The organism is Actinomycetospora sp. (assembly GCF_036497245.1).
Lineage (GTDB): Bacteria > Actinomycetota > Actinomycetes > Mycobacteriales > Pseudonocardiaceae > Actinomycetospora.
The window spans coordinates 12,366-34,571 of record NZ_DASXJS010000213.1 but is presented as its reverse complement, the minus strand read 5'-3'; the positions used below and the strand labels follow the sequence as shown (position 1 = coordinate 34,571).

Below are 22,206 nucleotides of genomic sequence, written 5' to 3'. Positions count from 1 at the left end.
CTCGACCCGATGCGTGAGCGGCCCTATCGGCGTGCTGTTCTTGGATCTGGCGTCCGATGCCAGGAAGGTGCCGTTGCTTGCACTCACCTGGCGCTCACATCCGGAACGGCGCGAAGTGCGTCGCGCCCTCGATCGGCGCGGAGTGCACCGCGCGCAGGGCCAGCGACAGCACCGTGCGCGTGTCCGCCGGGTCGATGACGCCGTCGTCCCAGACCCGCCCGGACGCGTACACCGCGTTCGACTGCGCCTGCACGGCGTCCTCGACCGCCTTCCGCGTGGCCGCGTCCGTGGCCTCGTCGTACTCCCGCCCGGCGCGCTGGGCCGAGCGGCGCTGCACCAGCGACATGACGCCCGCGAGCTGCTGGCCGCCCATCACGGCGATCCGGTGGTTGGGCCAGGTGAAGACGAAGCGCGGGTCGTAGGCGCGGCCGCTCATCCCGTAGTTCCCGGCGCCGTAGGACGCGCCGACCATGAGCGTCAGGTGAGGCACCGTCGAGTTCGACACCGCGTTGATCAGCTTCGCGCCGTCCTTGATGATCCCGCCGCGCTCGTAGGCCGAGCCGACCATGAACCCGGTGATGTTCTGGACGAACAGCAGCGGAACGGACCGCGCGTTCGCGAGCTGGATGAAGTGCGCGCCCTTCTGCGACTCCTCGGAGAACAGGATCCCGTTGTTCGCGAGCACCCCGACCGGGAAGCCGCCCAGCGAGCCGAACCCGCACACCAGCGTCGTCCCGTAGAGCGGCTTGAACTCGTCGAACCGGGACCCGTCGAGCACCCGGGCCAGCACGTCGCGGACCTCGACGGAGCGCTTGTGGTCGCTCGCCGCGCAGCCCCGCAGCTCGTGCGCGGGGTACGCCGGCTCCTCGACGACGGCCGGGGTCGGCGCCGCCGGCAGGCCCAGCGACGCCACGATCCGCCGCCCGATCCGCAGCGCGTCGTACTCGTCGGCGGCGAGGTGGTCGGCGAGCCCGGACTCGCGGGCGTGCATCTCCGCGCCGCCGAGGGTCTCGTCGTCGACGTCCTCGTTGATCGCCATCTTCACCAGCGGCGGCCCGCCCAGGTAGACCGTGGCCTGCCCGCGGACGAACACCGTGTACTCGCTCATCCCCGGCATGTACGCGCCGCCCGCGGTGGACGAACCGAACACGAGCGAGATCGTCGGGATGCCCGCCGCGGACAGCCGCGTCATCTCCCGGAACGTCCGCCCGCCGGGCACGAACAGGTCGGCCTGGCGCGGCAGGTCGGCGCCGCCGGACTCGACGAGCGCGACGACGGGCAGGCGGTTCCGGTCGGCGATCTCCAGCGCGCGCAGCTGCTTGGTGACCCCGATCGGCGTGATCGAGCCGCCCTTCACCGTCGGCTCGTTCGCGACGACCATGCAGTCGACCCCGCTCACGGGCCCGATCCCGCAGATCAGGCCCGCCCCCGGCGTCGTCAGGTCCGGCTCGTGGGCGCCCGCCAGGGCGGCGATCTCGAGGAACGGGGCGTCGGGGTCGAGCAGCAGGTCGACCCGCTCGCGGGCGGTCAGCTTGCCGCGCTCGTGGTGCCGGTCGACGTACTTCGCGCCGCCGGCGGCGAGCACGGTGTCGACCACGGCGTCGACGTCGGCCAGCGCGGCGACCATCGCGTCGCGGTCGGCGGTGAAGGTCCCCGAACGCGTGTCGAGATGTGAGCGGATGTGGTCGCCCAGGCGACCACATTCGTTCACTTGGGCGGAGCCCCTCATCCGTCGAGCCCGAGCCGGCTCGCCACGACCTCGTCCATGATCTCGTTCGTCCCTCCGCCGATTCCGAGGATGCGGGCGTCGCGGTAGTGGCGCTCCACCTCGACGCCGTGCAGGTAGCCCGCCCCGCCGTGCAGTTGGACGGCCTGGTCGACGACCCAGTCGCAGGCCTCGACCGCGGTGTTCTTCGCCATCGCCAGTTCGGGGACCAGGTCCCCGGAGTCGGCGCCCGCCTCGTAGCGGGCCAGCACGTCCCGCACGTACGTCCGCGCCACCACGGCCCGCCGCGCCATCTGGGCGATCCGGTGCCGGACGACCTGTCGCGACGACAGCGGCGCGCCGAACGTCTCGCGCTGCCGGGCCAGTCGATGGTGAGGTCGACGCAGCGCTGTGCGGTCGCGTACGCCTGCACCGCGAGCGAGAGCCGCTCGGTCGCGAACCGCTCCATGATCTGCCGGAACCCCGCTGCCCTCGGCGCCCACCAGGTTCGTCGCGGGCACCCGGACGTCGTCGTAGGAGATCGTCGCGGTGTCCGAGCAGTGCCAGCCCATCTTGCGCAGCCGGGTGCGCGCGACGCCGGGCCGGTCGGTCTCGACGACGAGCAGGGAGATCCCCCGGTGTCCGGGCCCACCCGTCCGCACCGCCGTCGTCACGTAGTCCGCGCGGATCCCCGAGGTGATGAAGGTCTTGGCCCCGGTGACGACGTAGTCCCCATCGGCGTGCCCAGTTGCATTGCCGTCGCGGACCGCCCGTGTGGTGATCGCCGCGACGTCGGAGCCGGTGCCGGGCTCGGTGATCCCGAGCGACCCGATGAGCTCGCCGCGCAGGGTGGGCCGCACGAACCGGTCCACCAGCTCGGCGGACCCGTGCAGCGCGATGTGCGGCGCCGCGATCCCGTGGGTGAACAGTCCCGCGCACACCCCGCTCGACCCGCCCGCGAGGATCAGCTCCTCGGCGACCAGCGCGGTGTCGAGGTGCTCGCCGTCGCCGCCCGCCGCCTTCGGGAACCCCAGCGCCAGCAGCCCCAGCTCGCCCGCACGACGGTGCAGCGCCCGCGGCAGCCCGCCCGCGTCCTCCCACTCCTCGAGCTGGGGCACGATCTCCCGTTCGGTGAACCGCCGCACCAGCGCGCGCAGCTCCCGGCGCTCGGGCGTCGCCCACGCGTCGTTCGCGCTCACCGGGGCGGCCGACGAGACGGACCCGGCCGCGTCGAGGGCGGTCACCGCGACACCGTGGCGGCCGACCCGGCGAACTGTTCGCGCAGCGTCCGCTTGAGGAGCTTGCCGGTGGCGTTGCGTGGCAGCTCCCCGACGACCTCGACCCGCCGCGGGGCCTTGAAGTGCGCGATGTGCTCGCGGGCGAAGGCGATGACGTCGTCCGCAGCGGGGGGCGCGTCGGGGTCGGCCGGGACGACGACGGCGAGCACCGACTCGCCCCACTGCGGGTCCCCGACGCCGACGACGGCGACGTCGGCGACCCCCGGGTGGCGGTGCAGCACCTGCTCGACCTCGATCGGGTAGACGTTCTCCCCACCGGTGATGATCATGTCTTTCCGGCGGTCGACGAGGGTGACGAAGCCCTGTGCGTCGCGCACCCCGAGGTCGCCGGTGTGGAACCAGCCCCCGCGCATCGCCTCGGCGGTCGCCTCGGGGCGGTTCCAGTACCCGGCGAACACCGACGGGCCCCGCAGCACCAGCTCGCCGACCTCCCCGACTTCGACGTCCTCGCCCGCCTCGTCCACCAGGCGGGCGTCGAGGTGCATGAAGGGGCGGCCGACCGAACCGGCGTGGCTCACGACGTCGGCGGCGTCGAGGAAGAGCGCCGAGGGGGAGAGCTCGGTCATCCCGAAGCCTTCGGTGAACGTCCAGCCCAGGCCGAGGAACCGTTCGATGACGGTCAGCGGGCACGGCGCACCGCCCGCGATCGCCCACCGCAGCGCGGGGAACGAGCGCTCGTCGAGGTCGGGCACCCGGGTGAGCGCCGCCCACATCGCGGGGACGAGGAACTGGGTGGTCACGCGCTCGGCCGCCATGAGGTCGAGGAAGCCGGCCGGGTCGAACGACGGCACGACCACGACGGTGCCGCCCGCGTAGAGGATCGGCAGTGCCGAGATCCCGAGCGCGCCGATGTGGAAGAGCGGGGCGGCGGCGATCGTGACGTCGGTGGAGGCCATGCCCGGGCCCGCGGAGAGCATGTTCACCGCGTTCCACAACATGTTGTCGTGGGTGAGCACCGCGCCCTTGGGTGCGCCGGTGGTGCCCGAGGTGTACATGATCACGCATGGCTCGGCGCCGCGACCCGTCGTCGGCTCGGGCTCGCGAAGGGCCGGGCCGTCGGGCTCGTCGGCCAGCTCCACGAGGACCGGGGCCGGGTCGAGCCCGGCGCACGCGGCGTCGGCGAGCGGGGCGAACGCCGTCGACCGCACGAGTGCGCGGGCCCCGGAGTCGGTGAGCACGTAGGCAACCTCCGACGCCGAGAGCCGGAAGTTGACCGGCACCGTGATCGCCCCGAGCCGGGCCGCGGCGAAGAGCCACTCGAGGTAGGCGGGCGAGTTCTCGCCGAGCAGCGCGACCCGGTCGCCGTGGCCGACACCGAGCTCGGCGAGCCGGCCGGCCCGGGCGCCCACGCGCTCGTCGAGCTCGGCGTAGGACGTCCGCGCCCCGGTCGGGCCGTCGACGAGGGCGACCGCGTCGGGGGAGCGCTCCGCACGCCGGGCCGGCCACGCCCCGATGCCCTCGTCCATGACCTGCCTCCTCGCCCGCCATCGTGACCTGGGCTACTCTGCCCGTACGTGCGGTCAGTGAGCAAGAGGGGGGTTCCGGGTGGCGGGGTACGCGCGGGGCGGTCGCCGGCCGGAGATCCTCGAGACGTTCACGCGGCACGTCGCCGAGCGCGGCTACGACCGGGCGAACTTCGGCGACGTCGCAGGAGAGCTGGGCCTCTCGAAGGGCACGATCGTCCACCACTTCGGCACCAAGGACCGGATGCTCGCCGAGGTCCAGGAGCGCTACATGCGCGCGCGGCTCGCCGAGGCCCACGAGCTGTTCGCCCGGCTGCCCGGCGCCGACGCGCGGATCGCCGCCCTCGTCCACGCCGGGGTGCGCTACTCCGCCCGCGAGCCCGACACCACCGTCGCGTTCCAGCGCGAGGTGGTGCGCCTGGTCGACCAGCCCGGCATGGAGTCCGCGCGGGCGCTGCGCGACGAGTACCGCGATCTCGTCGTCGGGGTGCTGCAGGACGGCGAGGCGACGGGCACCTTCGTGCCGGGAGACGCCCGGCTGCGGAGCCTGCAGATGTTCGGCTCGCTGCACTGGATGTGGACGTGGTTCGACCCGGCCGGGCGTCTCGAGGCCGGGGCGGTCGCGGCCGAGTTCGCCCTCACCCTGCTGCGGGGGCTCGGCGTCGACGAGGCCGCGGCCCGGGCGGCCGCGGACCCCTCCGGCACGGTGGCGGGCACGGTCGACGAGGTCGTCGGAGCCGTGCCCGCCGTGCTCAGCGCGTCGCGGTCGGGGTCGGGCGTGTCGCAGCCGACCTCCGCATGAGCCAGTAGATCACCGCCGAGACGACGAACCCGACCTCGAAGCCGATGTCGCCGATCTGCGGCACCGCCTGCGCGACGAACCCGGTGAACGCCGTCTGGTTCGAGAACAGCAGGATCGACACGACGATGCCGGCGAGCATTGCGACCGGGCCGGCGATGTTGCGGTGCGAGGTGTCGAACAGCAGGGCCTCGGTGGCCCGCTCGTCCTCCCCGCGCCGCAGGTACCAGTCGACGAACACCACCGCGAGCCACGGCGCGATCCAGTAGGCGATGATCAGCAGGAAGCCCTCGTAGGCCTGCCCGGCGTCGGCGAGACCGGTCAGCGCCACGATGAAGCCCAGCACCCCGAACACCCCGACGGCGAGCGCACGGCGCAGGGTCAGCGGGAGCCGGATGCCGAGGGCGACGAACGACATCGCGCCCGAGTAGATGTTGATGGCGTTCGCGGCGACGGCGCCGACCGCGATGCACAGCAGCGTCAGGGCGGCGAGCACCCCGGGCAGGTGCTCGGTGAACGCGGCGGTGGGCGAGGCGTTCGGGTCGGTCGCGAGGGTGGCCGACGCCGCGCCGACGGTCTCGAGGATCACGCACGGCACGAACACGCCGAGCCCGGCCGCCCAGCCGACGGCCTTCGGGCTCGCGTCGGGCGGCAGGTAGCGGGTGTAGTCGGTGGCGTAGGGGTTCCAGCCGACCGCGTAGCCGAACGTCGCGCCGACGGTCAGCAGGAAGCCGGCGACGGAGCCCGCGGGCTGGCCGTCGGTGGGCACGAACGACGGGTCGGTCTGGACCAGGATGACGATCGAGGTGATCGCGAAGACCACCGCGAGCACCGGGAGCACGACCTTCTCGAAGCCGTGGATGAGGTTGTGCCCGAGCAGCGCCACCACGATCTGCACGAGCGCGACGATCAGCAGCCCCAGCCACGCCGGCATCCCGGTGAGCGTGGAGAGGGCGAGCGCCCCAGACACGCTGTTGACCGCGAACCACCCGATGCCGCCGACGATGGCGTTCAGCCCGGCCGGCAGGGCGTTGCCGACGAAGCCGAAGCCCAGTCGCGAGAGCACCATCATCGGCACGCCGGCGCGGGGGCCCCGCGCCGAGAGCAGGCCGTGGGTCAGCGAGCCGAGCGCGGTGCCCACCACGACCCCGGCGACCGCGGCCCAGAAACCGAGGCTGAAGGCGCTGACCGCGAGGACCCCGACGAAGATCGTCGCGAACTCGAGGTTGGGCGAGCACCACGTCCAGAAGAGCTGACGGGGCTTGCCGTGCCGTTCGGCGAGCGGGATGAACTCCGCGCCCCCGGGTTCGACGGCCGCGACGCGGTCGCCGTAGACGCCGTCACGCAGGACGACGTCGGAGGGCTCGTCGACGATGGACACTCGGTTCTCCGTTTCCGGGGGATCGTTCCGTGGGGGGATGGTGCTCACTCCGGCCCGCCGATGTCCTCGAGCCAGGTGTCCGGGTGCTCCTTCGCGAACCGGCCCATGAGCTCGGCGCACTCCGGGTCGTCGAGCACCGTGACCTCGACGCCGTGCTCGGCGAGCCACGCGTGCTGCCCGCCGAACGTGGCGGCCTCCCCGACGATGAGGCGCGGAATGCGGAACTGGCGGACCAGCCCCGCGCAGAAGAAGCAGGGCGAGAGCGTGGTGACCATCGTGGTGCCGGCGTAGTCCGGACGGCGGCCCGCGGCGCGGAAGGCGGCGGTCTCCCCGTGGGTGGCGGGATCGCCGTCCTGCACCCGCCGGTTGTGGCCTGCCCCGAGCAGGGAGCCGTCGGCGGCGAAGAGCGCGGCCCCGACCGGCACACCCCCCGCGTCTGCGCCCGCGCGCGCCTGCGCCAGCGCGACGGCGAGCATCTCGTGCGGGCCCGGGATCACGGGCGTCACTGTCACCCCTGGCATGTTCCCGGAGGTGACGGCGCGGTTAAACACGAGCCGGTGACGAGTGAGCCGTCTCGCCGTGACGACGCGGGCCCGCGTGGACGCGCCGCCGCGGGGTAACACGGTGGGGTGCCCGAGCTTCCCGAGGTCGAGAACGCCCGCCAGGTGCTCGAGAAGGCCCTCGACCGCACGATCACCGACGTCGACGACTCCGACGAGTACGTCTGCCGGCCGCACCAGCCCGGGGAGATCGCGAAGGCCCTCGTCGGGGGGAAGCTCACCGCCGCGCACCGCAAGGGCAAGACGATGTGGTGCGACACCGTCACCGCCGACGGCGCCGAGGGGCCCCACCTCGGCGTGCACCTCGGGATGGGCGGGCGCCTCCGCGTCACCGGCCCGCGCGGCTCGCGGGAGGGCACCTCGCGGGCGGCCTGCCGAAGAAGGCCAACGAGCAGGCCCAGAAGCCGGAGTGGGACCGGGTCACCATCAGCTTCGACGACGGCGGGTCGCTGCGGCTCTTCGACAAGCGCCGCCTGGGCCGGGTGCGCCTCGAGCCCGACCTCGACGCGCTCGGCCCCGACGCCGCCGAGATCGGCCGCGACGAGTTCCGCACCAGGGTCGGCCGGGGCACCAGCCCGATCAAGGCGCGGCTGCTCGACCAGGCCGTGCTCTCCGGCGTCGGGAACCTGCTGGCCGACGAGACGCTGTGGCAGGCGAAGGTCGACCCGCACCGCCCGGCGGGGGAGTTCACCGTCGACGAGCTCGACGAGCTGCGCCGGGTCCTGCGTCGCGCCACACGACGGGCGATCGAGAAGGGCGGGGTGCACACCGGCGAGGTGATCCCCCACCGGCAGCGCGACGACGTGTGCCCGCGCTGCGGCGCCCCGATGGAGCGCGGCACCGTCGGGAGCCGCACGACGTGGTGGTGCAGCTCCGAACAGGCATGATCCGGGTGGTCGGCCCTACGCTCGGGGCCCGGCCCCGTCGCCCCAGCGGGAGGACATCGTGACCACCGGCCCGTTCGTCTCGACCACCCCGATGCCGGCCCCGTTCACGTTCGCCGAGCTGACGCCGACGGCGTTCCTCGACCGCTCCGAGCACGCCTTCGCCGAGCGGACCGCCATCGTGGACGGCGAGCGCCGGTTCACCTACCAGCAGTTCGCGGAGCGCTCCCGACGGCTCGCCGGGCTGCTCGGGGCGCTCGGCGCACGGCCGGGCGACCGGGTCGCGGTGCTCGCCTCCAACAGCCACGTCATGCTCGAGGCGCACCACGGCGTGCCCTTCGCGGGCGCGGTGCTGGTGCCGCTGAACACCCGGCTCTCGGCCGACGAGCTGGTGCACATCGTCGAGCACTCGGGCGCGCGGATCCTCCTCGCGACGACCGAGCTCGCCGAGCTCGCGAACACGGTCGCCGCGCGGACCGGGGCCACGCTGCTGGTGGAGGGCGCGGAGTACGAGGACCGGCTCGCCACCGCGGCGCCGAGCGTCGTCCCGGTGGTCGACGAGCGCGGCCTGCTCGCGATCAACTACACGAGCGGGACCACCGGGCGCCCGAAGGGGGTGATGTACCACCACCGCGGCGCGTACCTCCAGGCGCTGGCCATGGCCTTCCACGTGCGGCTCGCCCCGGACTCCCGCTACCTGTGGACGCTGCCGATGTTCCATTGCGACGGCTGGTGCTTCCCGTGGGCCGTGACGGCGGCCGGCGGCACGCATGTGTGCCTGCGGGCGATCGACGCGGAGGAGATCTGGCGGCTCCTGCGCACCGAGGGTGTCACCCACTTCTGCGCCGCGCCCACCGTGCTGACGATGATCGCCGGCTCGCCCGCGGGTGCGGGCGACGAGCTCGAGCGCCGCGTCACCGTGGCCACCGGGGGCGCGCCGCCGTCACCGACGCTGCTCGCGCGGATGCGCTCCCTCGGCATGGACGTCACCCATCTCTACGGGCTCACCGAGACCTACGGACCCGCCGTCGTCAACGACTGGCACCCCGAGTGGGACGACCTCTCCGACGAGGAGCGGGCCGGGCTGCAGGCCCGTCAGGGTGTCGGCAACGTCGTCGCCGCGCGGCTGCGGGTGATCGACGAGGTGAAGGGCCACGACGTCCCCGCCGACGGCGAGACGATGGGCGAGCTGGTGCTGCGCGGCAACGACGTCATGCTCGGCTACTACCGCGACCCCGCGGCGACGGCGGAGGTCGACGCCGCCGGCTGGTTCCGCACCGGGGACCTGGGTGTCGTGCACCCCGACGGCTACGTCGAGATCCGCGACCGCAGCAAGGACGTGATCATCTCCGGCGGCGAGAACATCGCCTCCGTCGAGGTCGAACGGGTCCTCGACAGCCACCCGGCCGTGATCGAGTCGGCCGTCGTGGGCGCGCCCGACGAGCGGTGGGGCGAGATCCCGGTGGCCTACGTCAGCGTGCGCGAGGAGGTGGACCCGGACACGCTCGTCGAGCACGTCCGGGTCCACCTCGCCCGCTACAAGGCCCCGAAGCGCGTGGTCTTCGGGGAGCTCCCGAAGACCTCGACCGGCAAGATCCAGAAGAACGTGCTGCGGGACCAGGAACGCTCAGGCGGGTGACTCCCGGGGCGCCGGGAGCTCCGAGGGCGCCGGGAGCTCCGAGCGCCACGGCGGCGCCGCGTCGGCCGCGGGTCGGGGCGTCGGGGCCGCGGCCGCAGCGGGGCCCGGCACCGGCACCGACACCTGCCGCAGGCGGCGCTGCGCCCGGGCGATCCGCGCCGCCAGCGCCGTCGCCTCGGCCTGCTGCCTGCGGACGGTCCGCCGCTCGCGCCACCCGACGTGCAGCGGCGATCCGACCGGCTCGATCACGGGAGCGGGCGCCGCGGACGGTGTCGGGCCGCGCATCGTCGTGACGAGCGCCGGACGGCGCAGCGACGCGGTGGTCTCGTCGGGTCGGTGGTGGCGTCCCAGGGTGAGGTCCCCCCTCGTTCCTGGCGTGCAGGTGCCAGAAGGGTTGCCGGTCACGCTGGGATCACACATGGATCACGCAACGGGGTCAGCCGGTCTGCGCCCTCTGCGGGTTCGGGAGCGGGGTCGGTGCGGGACCCGGGGTGGGCGTCCGGGAGATCCCGGGCGGTGGCGGGGGAGACACCGCGAGGTCCGGGGTCATGACGACGCCGAGGCCGATGACGACGAGGGCCACGAGTGCGACGAGCAGGAGCCGCAGCAGCACGCGCCAGAGGGCGACGACGGCCGAGGCGACCACGACGCCAAGCGCGATGAGTCCACTGTGATCCGACGTCGCAGCGACAGGCGCCGCGTCCGCGGTGGCGAGGTCGAGTGCGAGCGGGGTCGGCATGACAGCCTCCACGGGTCTTGTAATACGTAGTCAGCTTACGCATACTCGGAACCGCGTCAAGGTCCTCGGACGTGCCACGGTTGCGCGGCCGGGTCACTCAGCCGTGTGTCGGATAGGTTGAATCGCTCCGCCGCGTGACGGAGCGGGGCCGTTTCCGGCGGTGGACGGCGCGCGAGGGGGTAGCGCAGATGTGCCTGGAGAAGCCGGCCGAGCTGGTCGCGCTCTACGACGAGACGCCGCCGATGTTCACGGCGATCCGCGAGCTGTTCGGCGTTCCGGACACGCCTTCGCTGGATGTCTCCTCGGTAGACCGGCGGACGGACACAGGTGAGGATCTCGGTGTCACCGCCGTTCTCGCCTTGCACTACATCCAGTCACTCCGCTACCTCGCGAAGCCAGGCGTGCGGGCCCGCATCCTGACCATCGTGAACACCAGCGCCTGTCTGCACTCGGTCCTGTCGACCCTGGCCGACGGATGCGGGCACCGGGCAGAGGCAAACCGGATCTGGCAGGCACGGGACAGGATCGCCGTCGCCGCGAGTGCCATCGCCGCCGCGGACCTGTCCCACGGCGGGGGCAACACCTACATGCGGTGAGGGTCAGCGGCGCCGGCTCGACGACTCGTCCGAGGACGTGACGTCTTCGAGCAACGCGCGCCGGTGCTCGGCGATCCTCGTCGATGCCTTCGCCCGCTCGTCGAGGTACGCGCGATCGCGCTCGAGGACCTTCTCGATGCCCTCGCGGGCGATGTAACCGCGGGCAGCCGCGAGGGCCGCGTCCCGCACGTACGCCGACAACGTCCGTCCCGAGGCGTGGGCGACCGCCTCGAGCAGGGCACGCTCCTCGGCAGACAGACGAAAGGTCGTCGGCGCCGGAGAATCGGGCATGAAGCAGCTCCTCGGTCGCCGGCAAGCGCTCGGTTGGCCGACAAGCGTAATACGCACCACGCATACGCACCAGCCTCACTCCGAGGCGCGCGCACGTTCGTCACATGGGCCGGCGTCAGGCGGCGGTTAGCCGCCGATAGTCGTACGGAAAGCTGTGGAGCAGCTGCCACGTCATGACCAGCTGCGCGGCGCGGTGGGCGTCGTAGTGCCCTGCGCCGGCGTCCTGGCAGAGCGAGATCACCTGGGTGTGCAGGGCTGCCGTGCAGTAGCCGAACAGCCAGGCGTAGTACATCTGGCCGACGTAGCCCTCCACGTCGGCGTAGTCGTTCGCAGTGCAGAGTGCAGGTTCATCGCCGGCGGTCATCCCGACGACCCCCTCTCGGCGTCGTGGCGCGCCCTCGTGAGGCGCGACACGTCACATGCTAGGTTCCGCCTTTGCAACGTGGGTGTCTGTATCGAGCGAGGCTGTGCACAAGGGCACCTTGCTGCATGCACGTGAAGATCGAGAAATTTGCATCGCGACGCGAGGGGCTGCGAGGTGACCGGTTCGTCTGGCGCCGTCGGCCCCGTCGTCGTGCGCCGGAGGCTCGGAGCCGCGCTGAGGCGCCTGCGTGAGGACGCGAACATGCGCCTCGAGCAGGTGGCTGCCGAGCTCGAGGTCTCGCCTGCCAAGATCAGCCGGCTCGAGACGGGGCACTCCGTCGCCAAGACGTGGGACGTCCGCAACCTGCTGACGGTGTACGGCGTCGTCGATGTGGAGCGGCGTACCCAGATTCTGGGCTGGGTCGAGGAGAGCAAGGCCTTCGGGTGGTGGCACCCCCACTCCGATGTGCTCCCGGCCAACCTCGATTACTACATCTCGCTGGAAGCCGAAGCGGCTTCGGTGTCGCTCTACGCACCTTTTGTCCCAGCTCTGCTCCAGACCCGCGCGTACGCGCATGCCGTGATCGGTGACCTCTTCGCTGACGTCGACAGGATCAGTGCCTCCGACCTGGACCGGCTCGTGGACATCCGGATCGCGCGACAAGAAGCGCTCCGACGGGCGGAGAACCCCCTGGCCGCGACCGTCGTTCTCGACGAAGCGGCACTGCTGCGTCAGGTGGGAGGCGCTGACGTCATGAGAGAGCAACTCGTCGCGCTCCTCGCGGTCGATGAAGCCGTGGACTTCCGGGTCAGACCGTTGACCGCTCCGGTGCGTCGCTTTGCCTTGAGCTCCTTCTCGATATTCAATCCACGTTTGACCACGGTCGATCACACCGTGGTGAACGTGGAGGCCGCGGGCACGGACTACTACGTGGAGGAGGCTGCCGAGGTCCTGGACTTCCAAAATGCCTTTCGAACGCTCTGGAGCGAATCCCTCGGACGGGAGGACTCCTTGAATCTGATCCGTAATCTGATCCGCTGACCTGTCCCCGAACGGCTGGTGGGAGAAAGGACGCCCTGTGAGTGTCCAGATCGTGCCGAGTTATCGCAGATCGTCCTTCTGCGGGGCCGGCTCTTGTGTCGAGGTCGCCGTGCTCCCCAACGGCGACGTCGATCTGCGCGACTCCAAGAAGCCAGTGCTCCCGCCGCACCGGTTCACTGCTCAGGAGTGGTCGGACTTCGTCCTCGGAGTCAAAGCCGGAGAGTTCGACTTCGGGTGACGAGAGCGAGCGGGGTCGTGTCGCCTGGTGCCCGCGACCCCGCTCGACGTCGAGCGCCCTGGTCCGCCGCTACTCCAGACGCAGGCTCACCTCCTCGCACGCCTCGACGAGATCGCTGACCAGCAGATCCGGCGCCTGCAACGAGGCGAAGTGACCGCCGCGGTCGTGGGTCGTCCAGCGCACGACGTGGTGGGCGCGCTCGGCGATCCCCCGGATCGTGTGGTCGCCGGGGAAGCAGGCGACGGCGGTCGGGACGCCCGAGGACGGCAGCGCGCCGCCGAACGCCTCCCCGGCCTCCTTGTACGTCCGCGCCGACGAGCCCGCGGTGCCGGTCAGCCAGGTGATCGTGACGTCGGTGAGGATGGCCATCGGGTCGATCGGGGTCTGCACCGTGGCGGCCGGGTCGTAGTCGACGAACCACTCGAGGTCCCAGGCGAGCAGGCCCACCGGTGAGTCGGCCAGGGCGTGGGCCAGCGTCTGCGGGCGGGTGCTCTGGATCGCCGCGTAGCCCTGGCGCTCCCGCCACAGCGCGCCGAGCGCGAACACCTGCGCCGCGTCCTGCGCCGACAGCCCCGCCGTCGGGTCCCCCGACGTCCAGTCCACGGGGGTGAGCAGCGCGTTGACGTGCACCAACGCCACCCGCTGCGGGGCCCGGCGCGCGACGTGCGGCCCGATCAGGGCGCCCCAGTCACCGCCCTGGACGACGAACCGCTCGTACCCGGCGCGCGTCATCAGGTCCAGCAGCGTGTCGGCGTGACGGTCGAGGTCCCACCCGGTCTCGCGGGTCGGCCCGGAGAACCCGAAGCCGGGCAGCGACGGGACGACGACGTGGAACCGCTCGGTGACCGCCGGGAGGATCCCCAGGAAGTCCGCCAGCGTCGAGGGCCAGCCGTGCAGGAGCAGCAGCGGCGTGGCGTCGGGATGCGGGGACCGGGCGTGGATCGCGTGCACCGGCTGGCCGCCGATCGTCGTCGTCACCTGCGGCCACGCGTTGAGCCGCTCCTGCACCGCGGACCAGTCGAAGTCCCCGCGCCAGAGCCCGACGAGCTCGTCGAGGTACCTGCGGGTGACCCCGTACTCCCACCCCGCGCCCGCCGGCTGGTCGGGCGGGCGGACCGCGTCGAGCCGGCGTCGCAGGTCGTCGAGGTCGCTCCGGGGGACGTCGACGGTGAAGGGCCGCAGCTCGCTCATGGCGGCAGCGTCACCGATGAGGCGGACGGTTCCCGTCCTCCTCCCGCGGCGGCCCGTCCGGCCGGAGGACCTGCCGCGACCGGGACCACCGGCCGTGGCGGCGGCGGGCCCGCGCCCCGAGCCTGACCTCCCCGACCGGGAAGGACCGCCATGACCCAGCGCTCGCCCTCACGCTCGTCCGCCGGCTCGTCGGCCGGACGCACCCGCCTGATCGTGGGAGGGGTCCTCGCGGTCCTCGCGGTCGTGTTCGTCGTCGAGAACACCGCTCCGACGGCGATCCGGGTCCTCATCCCCGTCGTGACGATGCCGCTGTGGTCGGCGCTCGCCCTCATGCTCGTCGTCGGGTTCGTGGTCGGTCTGCTCGTCGCGCGCGGCCGCTGAGCCCTGCGCGCGGGCGGTGCGTTCGCGGCCGCGACGGACCGCGTCCAGCATGGCGCGCACCACGAGGCCGACGAGCACGAGGTCGAGCACCATCTGACCGACCACGAGCAGGCGGGCCGCCGTGGTCACCGCGACGATGTCGCCGAAGCCGACCGTGGCGAGCACGGTCATCGTGAAGTACAGCGCCGCCACGCGGTCGAGGGGCTGGTTGAACGAGCCCGGCCAGGAGCCGTCCACCACGACGTAGGCGGCCGAGAACAGCACGACGAACAGCGGCACGGTCATCGCGAACGCCTCGATGGCGCGCAGCGCGGGCCAGGGCGACCGGGTGATCCCGCGGATCTGCCACGCCGCGGTCACCCCCAGGGCCAGCAGGCCGAGCACGAGCTCGACGAGGGTGACGAGGTCGGGCCGGGTCCGCAGCGGGAAGACGGTGTAGAGCCAGCCGAGCAGGACGACGGTGATCGTCGAGCGGAGCACGGTGGCGATCACCCGCCCCGCCGCCCCGCCGCGCACATGGGCCATCGCCGCCTCCCTCGCCTCACCGGAGACGCTGTCGCACCACGGCATGCCGCGGCAGGGCCACAGGTCCCGCGGCGGGTGACCTCCGGGGTGCCGGCCGACCCTGCCCCGTCGCCACCGACGCGCGCCATCCTGCGCGCCCGACCAGCCGTCGCAGGAGGAGCAGTGGAGACCACCTCGATCGACGAGTCCGCGGTGCGGGTGAGCACCGACTCCCACATCGGCGCCGAGGAGGCCGCGAGGGTCCGGGCCGCCGTCGTCCGGCTCGCCCGGCTGCCCCCCCGCCCCGTCCTGTCCGCCCGGGTCCGGCTGACCCGGCACGGCGACCCGGCCGTCGTGCGCCCGGTCGTCGCCCTGGCGCGCCGAGCGCCCGGGGCGCGCGTGGGAGGCCGTCCCCGCACGACCTCGCCCCGTTCCGGCTCCCCGTGACCGTCTCGCAGGCGCTCGCGCCCGTCCTGATCCGCGCGCGAGGCGATCGAGCGGATGGACGCGCTCGGCCTGACGTCCCTCGGCAGGCTGACGATCCGTCCGGATCGTCCGTCGGGGGCTTTTCTCCGGCTGTGACACTTGGCACAGTAGGGATCTGCGAGAACGGAAGGACGGTGCGCCATGACGACGCCGAACGCGCCGGACCGGATCATCGGGTCCCAGGACGAGGCCGCCCGCGCCCGTCGCGAACAGGCGGAGGGATCGCTGCGGCGCATCTCGGGGCAGGTCACCGTGCTCGAGAACTTCGAGCAACGGCTCAACCGCCAGATCCACGACGCCCAGGCGGCGGGCCGCGACGACTACGTCCGCGAGCTCCTCCAGCGCCGCATCTCGGTGCGCTCCCAGCTCGAGGAGATGCACCGACGGCAGCAGCACGCCCGCGACGAGGTCGGCCGCCTCGGCTGACCGCCGTCAACCGACCAGCGCCGCCAGGGCCATCGCGGTGAGCACCGGCGCCGCCGTCTCCGCCGAGGTGTGCGCGGCGCTGCGCGGCGTGGAGTTCATCAGGCCGAAGGCGGCGTGGGCGGCGATGCGCACCTCGTCGGCGGTGCGCTGCGGCCCGGAGCGGCTGATCACGTCCTCCCAGACCTCCACGTACGCCCGCTGCAGCGCGCGCACGCGACGGCGGGCGTCGTCGGGCAGGCTCGCGAGGTCGCGGTCCTGCACCGAGATCAGCTCGGGGCGGTGCAGCGCGAAGTCCACGTGGAACTCCACCAGTGCCCCCAGCCGCTCGGCGGGGGCCGGATGGTTCGCCGCGAGGCGGCGTCCGCCGTCGAGCAGGTACTCGCTGATGCCCACGAGCATCTCGGTGAGCAGCGACTCCTTCGAGGGGAAGTGCCGGTAGATGGCGGGCCCGCTGACGCCCGCGGCTGCGCCGATCCCGTCGATCGACGTGCCGTGGAAGCCCTGGTCGGCGAACAGCCGCGACGCCTCCACGAGGATCTGTTCCCGACGACGGGTGGGTGCGGAGCCCGGCCCCGACCAGGTGTCGATGGTCGTCACGGTCCCCTGCTCCACGCCCGCAGCCTACGGGCCTTGCCGTCCCGTGTGAACGCCGACTAACGTGAGGTGTTAGTCATCGTTCACGTCGCGGAAGACTGAACTCGACCATCGAGACGGGGAGGTCGCGGTGACCCTGGCGGAGGCGGCGCCGGCCCGTACGGCTGGACCGGGCGGTAACGCGGCAGCGCACCAGGAGCTGGTCGACGACCTGCGCTCCACGCTCGCCCGGGTGCGCCTCGGCGGCCCGGAGCGCTCGCGCAGCCGGCACGTCGAGCGCGGCAAGCTGCTCCCGCGGGACCGGGTGGACGCCCTGCTCGACCCGTCGTCGCCGTTCCTGGAGCTCTCGCCGCTGGCGGCGTACGGGATGTACGACGACGCCGCGCCGGGCGCGGGCATCATCACCGGGGTCGGGCGGATCGCGGGCCGGACCTGCGTCGTCGTCGCCAACGACGCCACCGTCAAGGGCGGGACCTACTACCCGATGACGGTGAAGAAGCACCTGCGCGCGCAGGAGGTGGCGCTGCAGAACCGGCTGCCCTGCGTCTACCTCGTCGACTCCGGCGGGGCCTTCCTGCCCCAGCAGGACCAGGTGTTCCCCGACCGCGAGCACTTCGGTCGGATCTTCTACAACCAGGCGACGCTGTCCGCGGCCGGCATCCCGCAGATCGCCGCCGTCCTGGGCTCGTGCACCGCGGGCGGGGCGTACGTCCCGGCGATGAGCGACGAGGCGGTCATCGTCCGGAACCAGGGCACGATCTTCCTCGGCGGCCCGCCGCTGGTGAAGGCCGCGACGGGCGAGGAGGTCACGGCCGAGGAGCTCGGCGGGGGCGACCTGCACGCCCGCACCTCGGGCGTCGTCGACCACCTCGCCGACGACGACGCGCATGCCCTCTCGACGGTGCGCGACATCGTCGACACCCTGCCGCCCGATCCCGCGCCGCCGTGGGAGCGCCGGGCGGCCGAGCCTCCGGCGCAGGACCCGGCCGGGATCTACGACGTGGTGCCGGTCGACGGGCGCAGCGCCTACGACGTGCGCGAGGTGATCTCGCGCCTCGTGGACGGGTCGCGGTTCACCGAGTTCAAGCCCGAGTACGGGACGACGCTGGTCACCGGCTTCGCGCGGCTGCACGGGCACCCGGTCGGCATCGTCGCGAACAACGGCGTGCTCTTCCGCGAGTCGGCGCTCAAGGGGGCGCACTTCGTGGAGCTGTGCGACCAGCGCGGCATCCCCCTGGTGTTCCTGCAGAACATCACCGGGTTCATGGTCGGGCGCGAGTACGAGGCGGGCGGCATCGCCAAGGACGGCGCCAAGATGGTCACCGCCGTGGCGACCACCCGGGTGCCGAAGCTGACGGTGGTGATCGGCGGGTCCTACGGCGCCGGGAACTACGCGATGGCGGGCCGGGCGTACTCCCCGCGGTTCCTGTGGATGTGGCCCAACGCGCGGATCAGCGTGATGGGCGCCGAGCAGGCGGCGACGGTGCTCGGCACGGTCGGCTCGTCCGAGGCGGACACCGTGCGCGAGCAGTACGAGCACCAGGGCCACCCGTACTACTCCACGGCGCGGCTCTGGGACGACGGCGTCATCGACCCGCTCGACACCCGCACCGTGCTGGGCCTGGCCCTCTCGGCCTGCGCCCACGCCCCCCTCGACGACCCGCGCTTCGGCGTCTTCCGGATGTAGCCCGACCCCCCGTGCCGGCGTCCTGCTGAGCACGCCGATAGGGGCACTTTCCTGGCGTCCGACGCCAGGACGGCGCCGCTCACCCATCGAGGCCAGAGAGGATCTCCGTGTTCGCCAGCGTGCTGATCGCCAACCGGGGCGAGATCGCGGTCCGTATCGCGAGGACGCTGCGCGCCCGGGGCCTGCGCAGCGTGGCCGTCTACACCGACCCCGACGCCGGGTCCCCTCACGTCGGCGCGGCCGACGTCGCGGTGCACGTCGACGACTACCTCGACGGCGCCGCCATCGTCGAGGCCGGGCTGCGGGCCGGCGCGCAGGCCGTGCACCCGGGGTACGGGTTCCTCGCCGAGAACGCCGCGTTCGCCCGCGCCGTCACCGAGGCCGGCCTGACGTGGATCGGACCGCCGGCGTCGGCGATCGAGACGATGGGCGACAAGATCTCCGCGAAGGCCGCGGTCGCCCCCGCCGGGGTGCCGCTGGTGCCCGGCAGCAGCGAGAAGGGCCTCACTGACGCCGAGCTGGCCGACGCCGCCCGCGAGGTCGGCTTCCCGGTGCTGCTCAAGCCGAGCGCGGGCGGCGGCGGCAAGGGCATGCACGTCGTGCCGGACGGAGCGGCCGACTCCGAACTGATGGACGCGATCGCCGCCGCCCGCCGCGAGGCCCGCGGCTCGTTCGGCGACGACACGCTGCTGCTCGAGCGCTACGTCACCGACCCCCGCCACGTCGAGATCCAGGTGCTGGCTGACGCCCACGGCGCCGTCGTGCACCTCGGCGAGCGGGAGTGCTCGCTGCAGCGCCGTCACCAGAAGGTCGTCGAGGAGGCGCCCTCGGCGGTGCTCGACGAGAAGCAGCGCGACGCGATGGGCCGGGCCGCGGTCGACGCCGCGCAGGCCTGCGGCTACGTCGGGGCGGGCACCGTCGAGTTCGTCACGAACGCCGACGCGAGCGAGTTCTACTTCCTCGAGATGAACACCCGGCTGCAGGTCGAGCACCCGGTCACCGAGGAGGTCGTTCGCGTGCACGGCCACCGGATCGACCTCGTCGCCGAGCAGCTGCGGATCGCCGCGGGCGAGCCGCTGGGCTACGACCAGGACGACGTGACGCTCGAGGGCCACGCCGTCGAGGTCCGGCTCTACGCCGAGGACCCGGCACGCGGCTTCCTCCCGACCGGTGGCCGGATCCTGGCGCTCGAGTGGCCGGCCAACGCCAGGGTCGACGCCGGCGTCGTCGCGGGCTCCGAGGTCGGCAGCTCGTACGACCCGATGCTCGCCAAGATCATCGCCTCCGGACCCGACCGGCTCGGCGCGCTCGACCGTCTCGACGCCGCCCTCGCCGCCACCACGGTGCTGGGGGTCGCGACCAACCTCGCCTGGCTGCGCGGTCTGATCGCCGACGACGACGTCCGCGCCGGGCGCCTCGACACCGGGCTCATCGGCCGGCGCCCGGCCCCCGACCCGACCGCGCCCGCCGACGTCGTCGTCGCCGCCGCGCTCGACGGCCTGCTGCGCCTGCCCGACGGCGGGGAGGCCGGCGACCCGTTCGACCGGCTCGGCGGCTGGCGCCTCGGCGGCGAGCCCGCCCCGGCCCGCTGGACCCTCGTCCCGGTCGGGGTGGAGCGCCCGGAGCCGATCGACGTCGCGGTCCGGGGCCGCCCGGAGGACGCGACGGTCGCCATCGCGGACGGGGACCGGCGGCCGGCGTCGGCGCACCGCGACGCCGACGGCCTCGTCGTCACCCTCGACGGCCTGACGCGGCGCTACCGCACCGCCACCGGCGACGACGGCGTCTCCTGGCTCGGCCACGACGGCGCGGCCTGGGCGCTGCGGGAGCGGGAGCGGCTCGCCGCGGCGCGCACCGCGACCGGCGCGGGCGACGGCGCCGTCACCAGCCCGATGCCCGGCACGGTCACCGTCGTCGAGGTCGAGGCGGGCCAGCACGTCGAGGTCGGGCAGCGCCTCGTCGTCGTCGAGGCCATGAAGATGGAGCACGTGCTCACCGCACCCGTCGCGGGTGTGGTCACCGAACTGCCCGCCCGGGCCGGCGCCACCGTCGCGCTCGACGCGCCACTGGTCACCGTCACACCGCAGTCCGACACCGAAGCCGGGGAATGATCATGCAGCTGTCCGAGGAGCACGAGGCCCTGCGCGCCACCGTCGAGGACTTCGCGCAGAAGGAGGTCGCGCCGGTCATCGCGGGCTACTACATCCGCGAGGAGTTCCCCTACGATCTCGTCGCGACGATGGGCGAGATGGGACTGTTCGGCCTGCCGGTGCCCGAGCAGTACGGCGGGATGGGCGGCGACTACGTCGCGTTGTGCGTCGCGCTCGAGGAGCTCGGCCGGGTCGACCAGTCCGTCGCGATCACGCTCGAGGCCGGGGTGTCGCTGGGGATCATGCCGATCCAGCGGTTCGGCTCGGCCGAGCAGAAAGAGCGCTGGCTGCCGGACCTCGCCACGGGCAAGGCACTCGGCGGGTTCGGGCTGACCGAGGCCGGCGGCGGCTCAGACGCCGGCGCGACCCGCACCACCGCGCAGGTCGACGACGGTGACTGGGTGATCAACGGGTCGAAGGCGTTCATCACCAACTCCGGCACCCGGATCACCTCCCACATCACCGTCACCGCCGTGACCGACCGCACCGGGGACAAGCGCGAGATCAGCGCGATCCTCGTGCCCTCCGGCACGCCGGGCTTCACCGTGGCGCCGAGCTACTCCAAGGTCGGCTGGAACGCCTCGGACACCCACGAGCTGGCGTTCACCGACTGCCGCGTCCCCGAGGAGAACCTCGTCGGCGGGCGCGGCCGCGGCTACGCCCAGTTCCTGTCGATCCTCGACGAGGGCCGCGTCGCGATCGCGGCGCTCTCGACGGGGGCCGCCCAGGGCTGCGTCGACGAGTCGGTGCGCTACGCCCAGGAGCGTCGGGCGTTCGGGGCGGCGATCGGGAGCTACCAGGCGATCCAGTTCAAGATCGCCGAGATGGAGTCGCGGACCGTCGCCGCCCGGCTCGCGTGGCAGCACGCCGCCGAGAAGATGGCGGCCGGGGTGTCCTTCACCAAGGAGGCCGCCATCGCGAAGCTGCTGTCGAGCAACGCCGCGATGGACAACGCCCGCGACGCCACCCAGATCTTCGGCGGCTACGGGTTCATGAACGAGTACCCGGTGGCCCGCCACTACCGCGACTCGAAGATCCTCGAGATCGGCGAGGGCACCAGCGAGGTGCAGAAGATGCTCATCGCGCGCCGCCTCGGCCTCTGACCGATCGAGCGGCACTCTCGTGCACAAAGAAGCAGCGAGAGTGCCGCTCGCTCCCGGGCGCTAGGGCGTCGGCGCCGCCACCGGCGCGGTGTCCGACTCCTCGGTGCGCGTGCCCATCCGCGAGGCCGACGTGCTCCGCCGGCGCAGGTCCCGGCCGGAGCTGGCCCCGAGCAGCCCGATCTCGGGCATCGCGCCGTAGATCGTCTCCCACTGGCCCTCGGACACCCGGTAGGCCTCGTGGTAGATCCCGACCGAGTCCGGGTAGCGGCGGGTGGCCCGGTTGAACGCGCGCCAGGCCGGCAGGTGCTCGGCCTCGGCGCTGCGCGAGTAGGCGATGAGCGCTTCGTACGAGCGCCAGTACTGGATGTAGGTCGGCCCGCCGAACATCCAGCCGCCGTAGGCCTTGAGCAGCCCGAGCTCGGGGTGCGCCTCCAGCTCGCGGACCATCCTCGGCATCGCCCGGAACACGGGGAGCCAGGCGCGGACGTCGCGCCAGCGGTTGACGCGGGTGCCGATGAGCAGCACGACGAAGTCGCCCTCGATCTCGGCGCTGCGGCGGACGTAGGCGGGCGCGGTCATGACGGGCCTCCGGTGGTGGACGCGGGACGAAGGACGGGACAGGGTGCCGAGGAGGCCGATCACCGAGAGCAGGGCGTAGACGGGGACGAGTCGCACGGGCGGGCTCG

24 protein-coding genes and 1 pseudogene are annotated in these 22,206 nt (G+C 72.9%); 12 read left to right on the top strand and 13 right to left on the bottom strand.

Going from position 1 to position 22,206, the window contains the following annotated elements; translation table 11 throughout:
* Positions 1-94: 94 nt before the first annotated feature.
* The 3 genes from VGI02_RS22710 to VGI02_RS22700 are packed head-to-tail and all read right to left on the bottom strand — an operon-like array spanning position 95 to position 4,469.
* On the bottom strand, positions 95-1,711 hold the full coding sequence (locus VGI02_RS22710; RefSeq protein WP_414638350.1) for an acyl-CoA carboxylase subunit beta: 1,617 nt from the start codon (positions 1,709-1,711) through the stop codon (positions 95-97).
* A 14-nt stretch (positions 1,712-1,725) separates the two neighbouring features.
* Positions 1,726-2,949, bottom strand: coding sequence for an acyl-CoA dehydrogenase family protein (locus tag VGI02_RS22705; RefSeq protein WP_331631125.1), 1,224 nt, complete (start codon positions 2,947-2,949; stop codon positions 1,726-1,728).
* Positions 2,946-4,469, bottom strand: coding sequence for an acyl-CoA synthetase (locus VGI02_RS22700; RefSeq protein ID WP_331631123.1), 1,524 nt, complete (start codon positions 4,467-4,469; stop codon positions 2,946-2,948). The genes VGI02_RS22705 and VGI02_RS22700 overlap by 4 nt, the downstream gene beginning before the upstream one ends.
* A 79-nt stretch (positions 4,470-4,548) precedes the next feature.
* On the opposite strand from VGI02_RS22700, the gene VGI02_RS22695 reads away from it, so the two are divergent.
* The gene (locus VGI02_RS22695; RefSeq protein WP_331631121.1) at positions 4,549-5,268 is read left to right on the top strand and encodes a TetR/AcrR family transcriptional regulator; all 720 of its coding nucleotides are present in this window, start codon (positions 4,549-4,551) and stop codon (positions 5,266-5,268) included.
* Here VGI02_RS22695 and VGI02_RS22690 read toward each other — a convergent pair.
* Positions 5,219-6,646 carry a purine-cytosine permease family protein gene (locus VGI02_RS22690; protein WP_331631119.1) on the bottom strand — a complete coding sequence of 476 codons (1,428 nt, stop codon included), beginning with the start codon at positions 6,644-6,646 and terminating at the stop codon, positions 5,219-5,221. The two genes, VGI02_RS22695 and VGI02_RS22690, sit on opposite strands and share 50 nt — an antisense overlap.
* A 44-nt stretch (positions 6,647-6,690) precedes the next feature.
* Positions 6,691-7,167, bottom strand: coding sequence for a nucleoside deaminase (locus VGI02_RS22685; RefSeq protein ID WP_331631117.1), 477 nt, complete (start codon positions 7,165-7,167; stop codon positions 6,691-6,693).
* Positions 7,168-7,275: 108 nt separating this feature from the next.
* Here VGI02_RS22685 and VGI02_RS22680 point away from each other — a divergent pair.
* From VGI02_RS22680 to VGI02_RS22670, 3 genes and pseudogenes are all read left to right on the top strand, one after another.
* A pseudogene (locus VGI02_RS22680) lies at positions 7,276-7,485 on the top strand (DNA-formamidopyrimidine glycosylase family protein); the annotation flags it as partial.
* Positions 7,455-8,093 (top strand): Fpg/Nei family DNA glycosylase, encoded by a 639-nt coding sequence (locus VGI02_RS22675; RefSeq protein ID WP_331631115.1) that lies wholly within the window; start codon positions 7,455-7,457, stop codon positions 8,091-8,093. The pseudogene VGI02_RS22680 and the gene VGI02_RS22675, both read left to right, overlap by 31 nt.
* A 91-nt stretch (positions 8,094-8,184) precedes the next feature.
* Entirely contained in the window at positions 8,185-9,729 is a 1,545-nt protein-coding gene (locus tag VGI02_RS22670) for an acyl--CoA ligase family protein (RefSeq protein ID WP_331631181.1), read from the top strand.
* On the opposite strand, the gene VGI02_RS22665 is transcribed toward VGI02_RS22670, so the two are convergent.
* The gene (locus tag VGI02_RS22665) at positions 9,718-10,134 is read right to left on the bottom strand and encodes a hypothetical protein (protein ID WP_331631113.1); all 417 of its coding nucleotides are present in this window, start codon (positions 10,132-10,134) and stop codon (positions 9,718-9,720) included. The two genes, VGI02_RS22670 and VGI02_RS22665, sit on opposite strands and share 12 nt — an antisense overlap.
* 31 nt (positions 10,135-10,165) lie before the next feature.
* Complete coding sequence (locus tag VGI02_RS22660; protein ID WP_331631111.1) at positions 10,166-10,468, bottom strand: hypothetical protein; 303 nt, start codon at positions 10,466-10,468, stop codon at positions 10,166-10,168.
* Positions 10,469-10,656: 188 nt separating this feature from the next.
* On the opposite strand from VGI02_RS22660, the gene VGI02_RS22655 reads away from it, so the two are divergent.
* Complete coding sequence (locus VGI02_RS22655) at positions 10,657-11,064, top strand: hypothetical protein (protein ID WP_331631109.1); 408 nt, start codon at positions 10,657-10,659, stop codon at positions 11,062-11,064.
* 3 nt (positions 11,065-11,067) lie between these two features.
* Here VGI02_RS22655 and VGI02_RS22650 read toward each other — a convergent pair whose 3' ends face one another.
* Entirely contained in the window at positions 11,068-11,355 is a 288-nt protein-coding gene (locus VGI02_RS22650) for a plasmid mobilization protein (RefSeq protein WP_331631107.1), read from the bottom strand.
* 115 nt (positions 11,356-11,470) lie between these two features.
* Entirely contained in the window at positions 11,471-11,719 is a 249-nt protein-coding gene (locus VGI02_RS22645) for a hypothetical protein (protein ID WP_331631105.1), read from the bottom strand.
* Positions 11,720-11,893: 174 nt separating this feature from the next.
* Between VGI02_RS22645 and VGI02_RS22640 the strand changes: the two genes are divergently transcribed.
* Both VGI02_RS22640 and VGI02_RS22635 read left to right on the top strand, forming a co-directional pair.
* Complete coding sequence (locus tag VGI02_RS22640) at positions 11,894-12,760, top strand: helix-turn-helix domain-containing protein (protein WP_331631103.1); 867 nt, start codon at positions 11,894-11,896, stop codon at positions 12,758-12,760.
* 37 nt (positions 12,761-12,797) lie between these two features.
* On the top strand, positions 12,798-12,998 hold the full coding sequence (locus tag VGI02_RS22635) for a DUF397 domain-containing protein (protein WP_331631102.1): 201 nt from the start codon (positions 12,798-12,800) through the stop codon (positions 12,996-12,998).
* 69 nt (positions 12,999-13,067) lie between these two features.
* Here the strand turns inward: VGI02_RS22635 and VGI02_RS22630 are convergent, their stop codons facing one another.
* A complete protein-coding gene (locus VGI02_RS22630) occupies positions 13,068-14,189 on the bottom strand; it encodes an epoxide hydrolase family protein (RefSeq protein WP_331631100.1) in 1,122 nt (373 codons plus the stop codon).
* 168 nt (positions 14,190-14,357) lie between these two features.
* Complete coding sequence (locus VGI02_RS22625; protein ID WP_331631098.1) at positions 14,358-15,095, bottom strand: potassium channel family protein; 738 nt, start codon at positions 15,093-15,095, stop codon at positions 14,358-14,360.
* Between the two features lie 162 nt (positions 15,096-15,257).
* Here VGI02_RS22625 and VGI02_RS22620 point away from each other — a divergent pair, with 162 nt between their 5' ends.
* Positions 15,258-15,521 (top strand): hypothetical protein, encoded by a 264-nt coding sequence (locus VGI02_RS22620; RefSeq protein ID WP_331631096.1) that lies wholly within the window; start codon positions 15,258-15,260, stop codon positions 15,519-15,521.
* Between the two features lie 180 nt (positions 15,522-15,701).
* On the top strand, positions 15,702-15,986 hold the full coding sequence (locus tag VGI02_RS22615; RefSeq protein WP_331631094.1) for a hypothetical protein: 285 nt from the start codon (positions 15,702-15,704) through the stop codon (positions 15,984-15,986).
* 6 nt (positions 15,987-15,992) lie between these two features.
* Here VGI02_RS22615 and VGI02_RS22610 read toward each other — a convergent pair whose 3' ends face one another.
* Positions 15,993-16,598, bottom strand: a complete 606-nt coding sequence (locus tag VGI02_RS22610) for a TetR/AcrR family transcriptional regulator (protein ID WP_331631093.1) — start codon at positions 16,596-16,598, stop codon at positions 15,993-15,995.
* Between the two features lie 112 nt (positions 16,599-16,710).
* Between VGI02_RS22610 and VGI02_RS22605 the strand changes: the two genes are divergently transcribed.
* From VGI02_RS22605 to VGI02_RS22595, 3 genes are all read left to right on the top strand, one after another.
* Positions 16,711-18,267, top strand: a complete 1,557-nt coding sequence (locus VGI02_RS22605) for a carboxyl transferase domain-containing protein (protein WP_414638349.1) — start codon at positions 16,711-16,713, stop codon at positions 18,265-18,267.
* Positions 18,268-18,374: 107 nt separating this feature from the next.
* A complete protein-coding gene (locus VGI02_RS22600) occupies positions 18,375-20,378 on the top strand; it encodes an acetyl/propionyl/methylcrotonyl-CoA carboxylase subunit alpha (protein ID WP_331631091.1) in 2,004 nt (667 codons plus the stop codon).
* Positions 20,375-21,520: an acyl-CoA dehydrogenase family protein gene (locus VGI02_RS22595; protein WP_331631089.1), complete on the top strand. Its 1,146-nt coding sequence runs from the start codon at positions 20,375-20,377 to the stop codon at positions 21,518-21,520. Before VGI02_RS22600 ends, VGI02_RS22595 begins: the two co-directional genes overlap by 4 nt.
* A 60-nt stretch (positions 21,521-21,580) precedes the next feature.
* Here VGI02_RS22595 and VGI02_RS22590 read toward each other — a convergent pair whose 3' ends face one another.
* Positions 21,581-22,195 carry a DUF4188 domain-containing protein gene (locus VGI02_RS22590; RefSeq protein ID WP_331631087.1) on the bottom strand — a complete coding sequence of 205 codons (615 nt, stop codon included), beginning with the start codon at positions 22,193-22,195 and terminating at the stop codon, positions 21,581-21,583.
* Between the last annotated feature and the right edge of the window lie 11 nt (positions 22,196-22,206).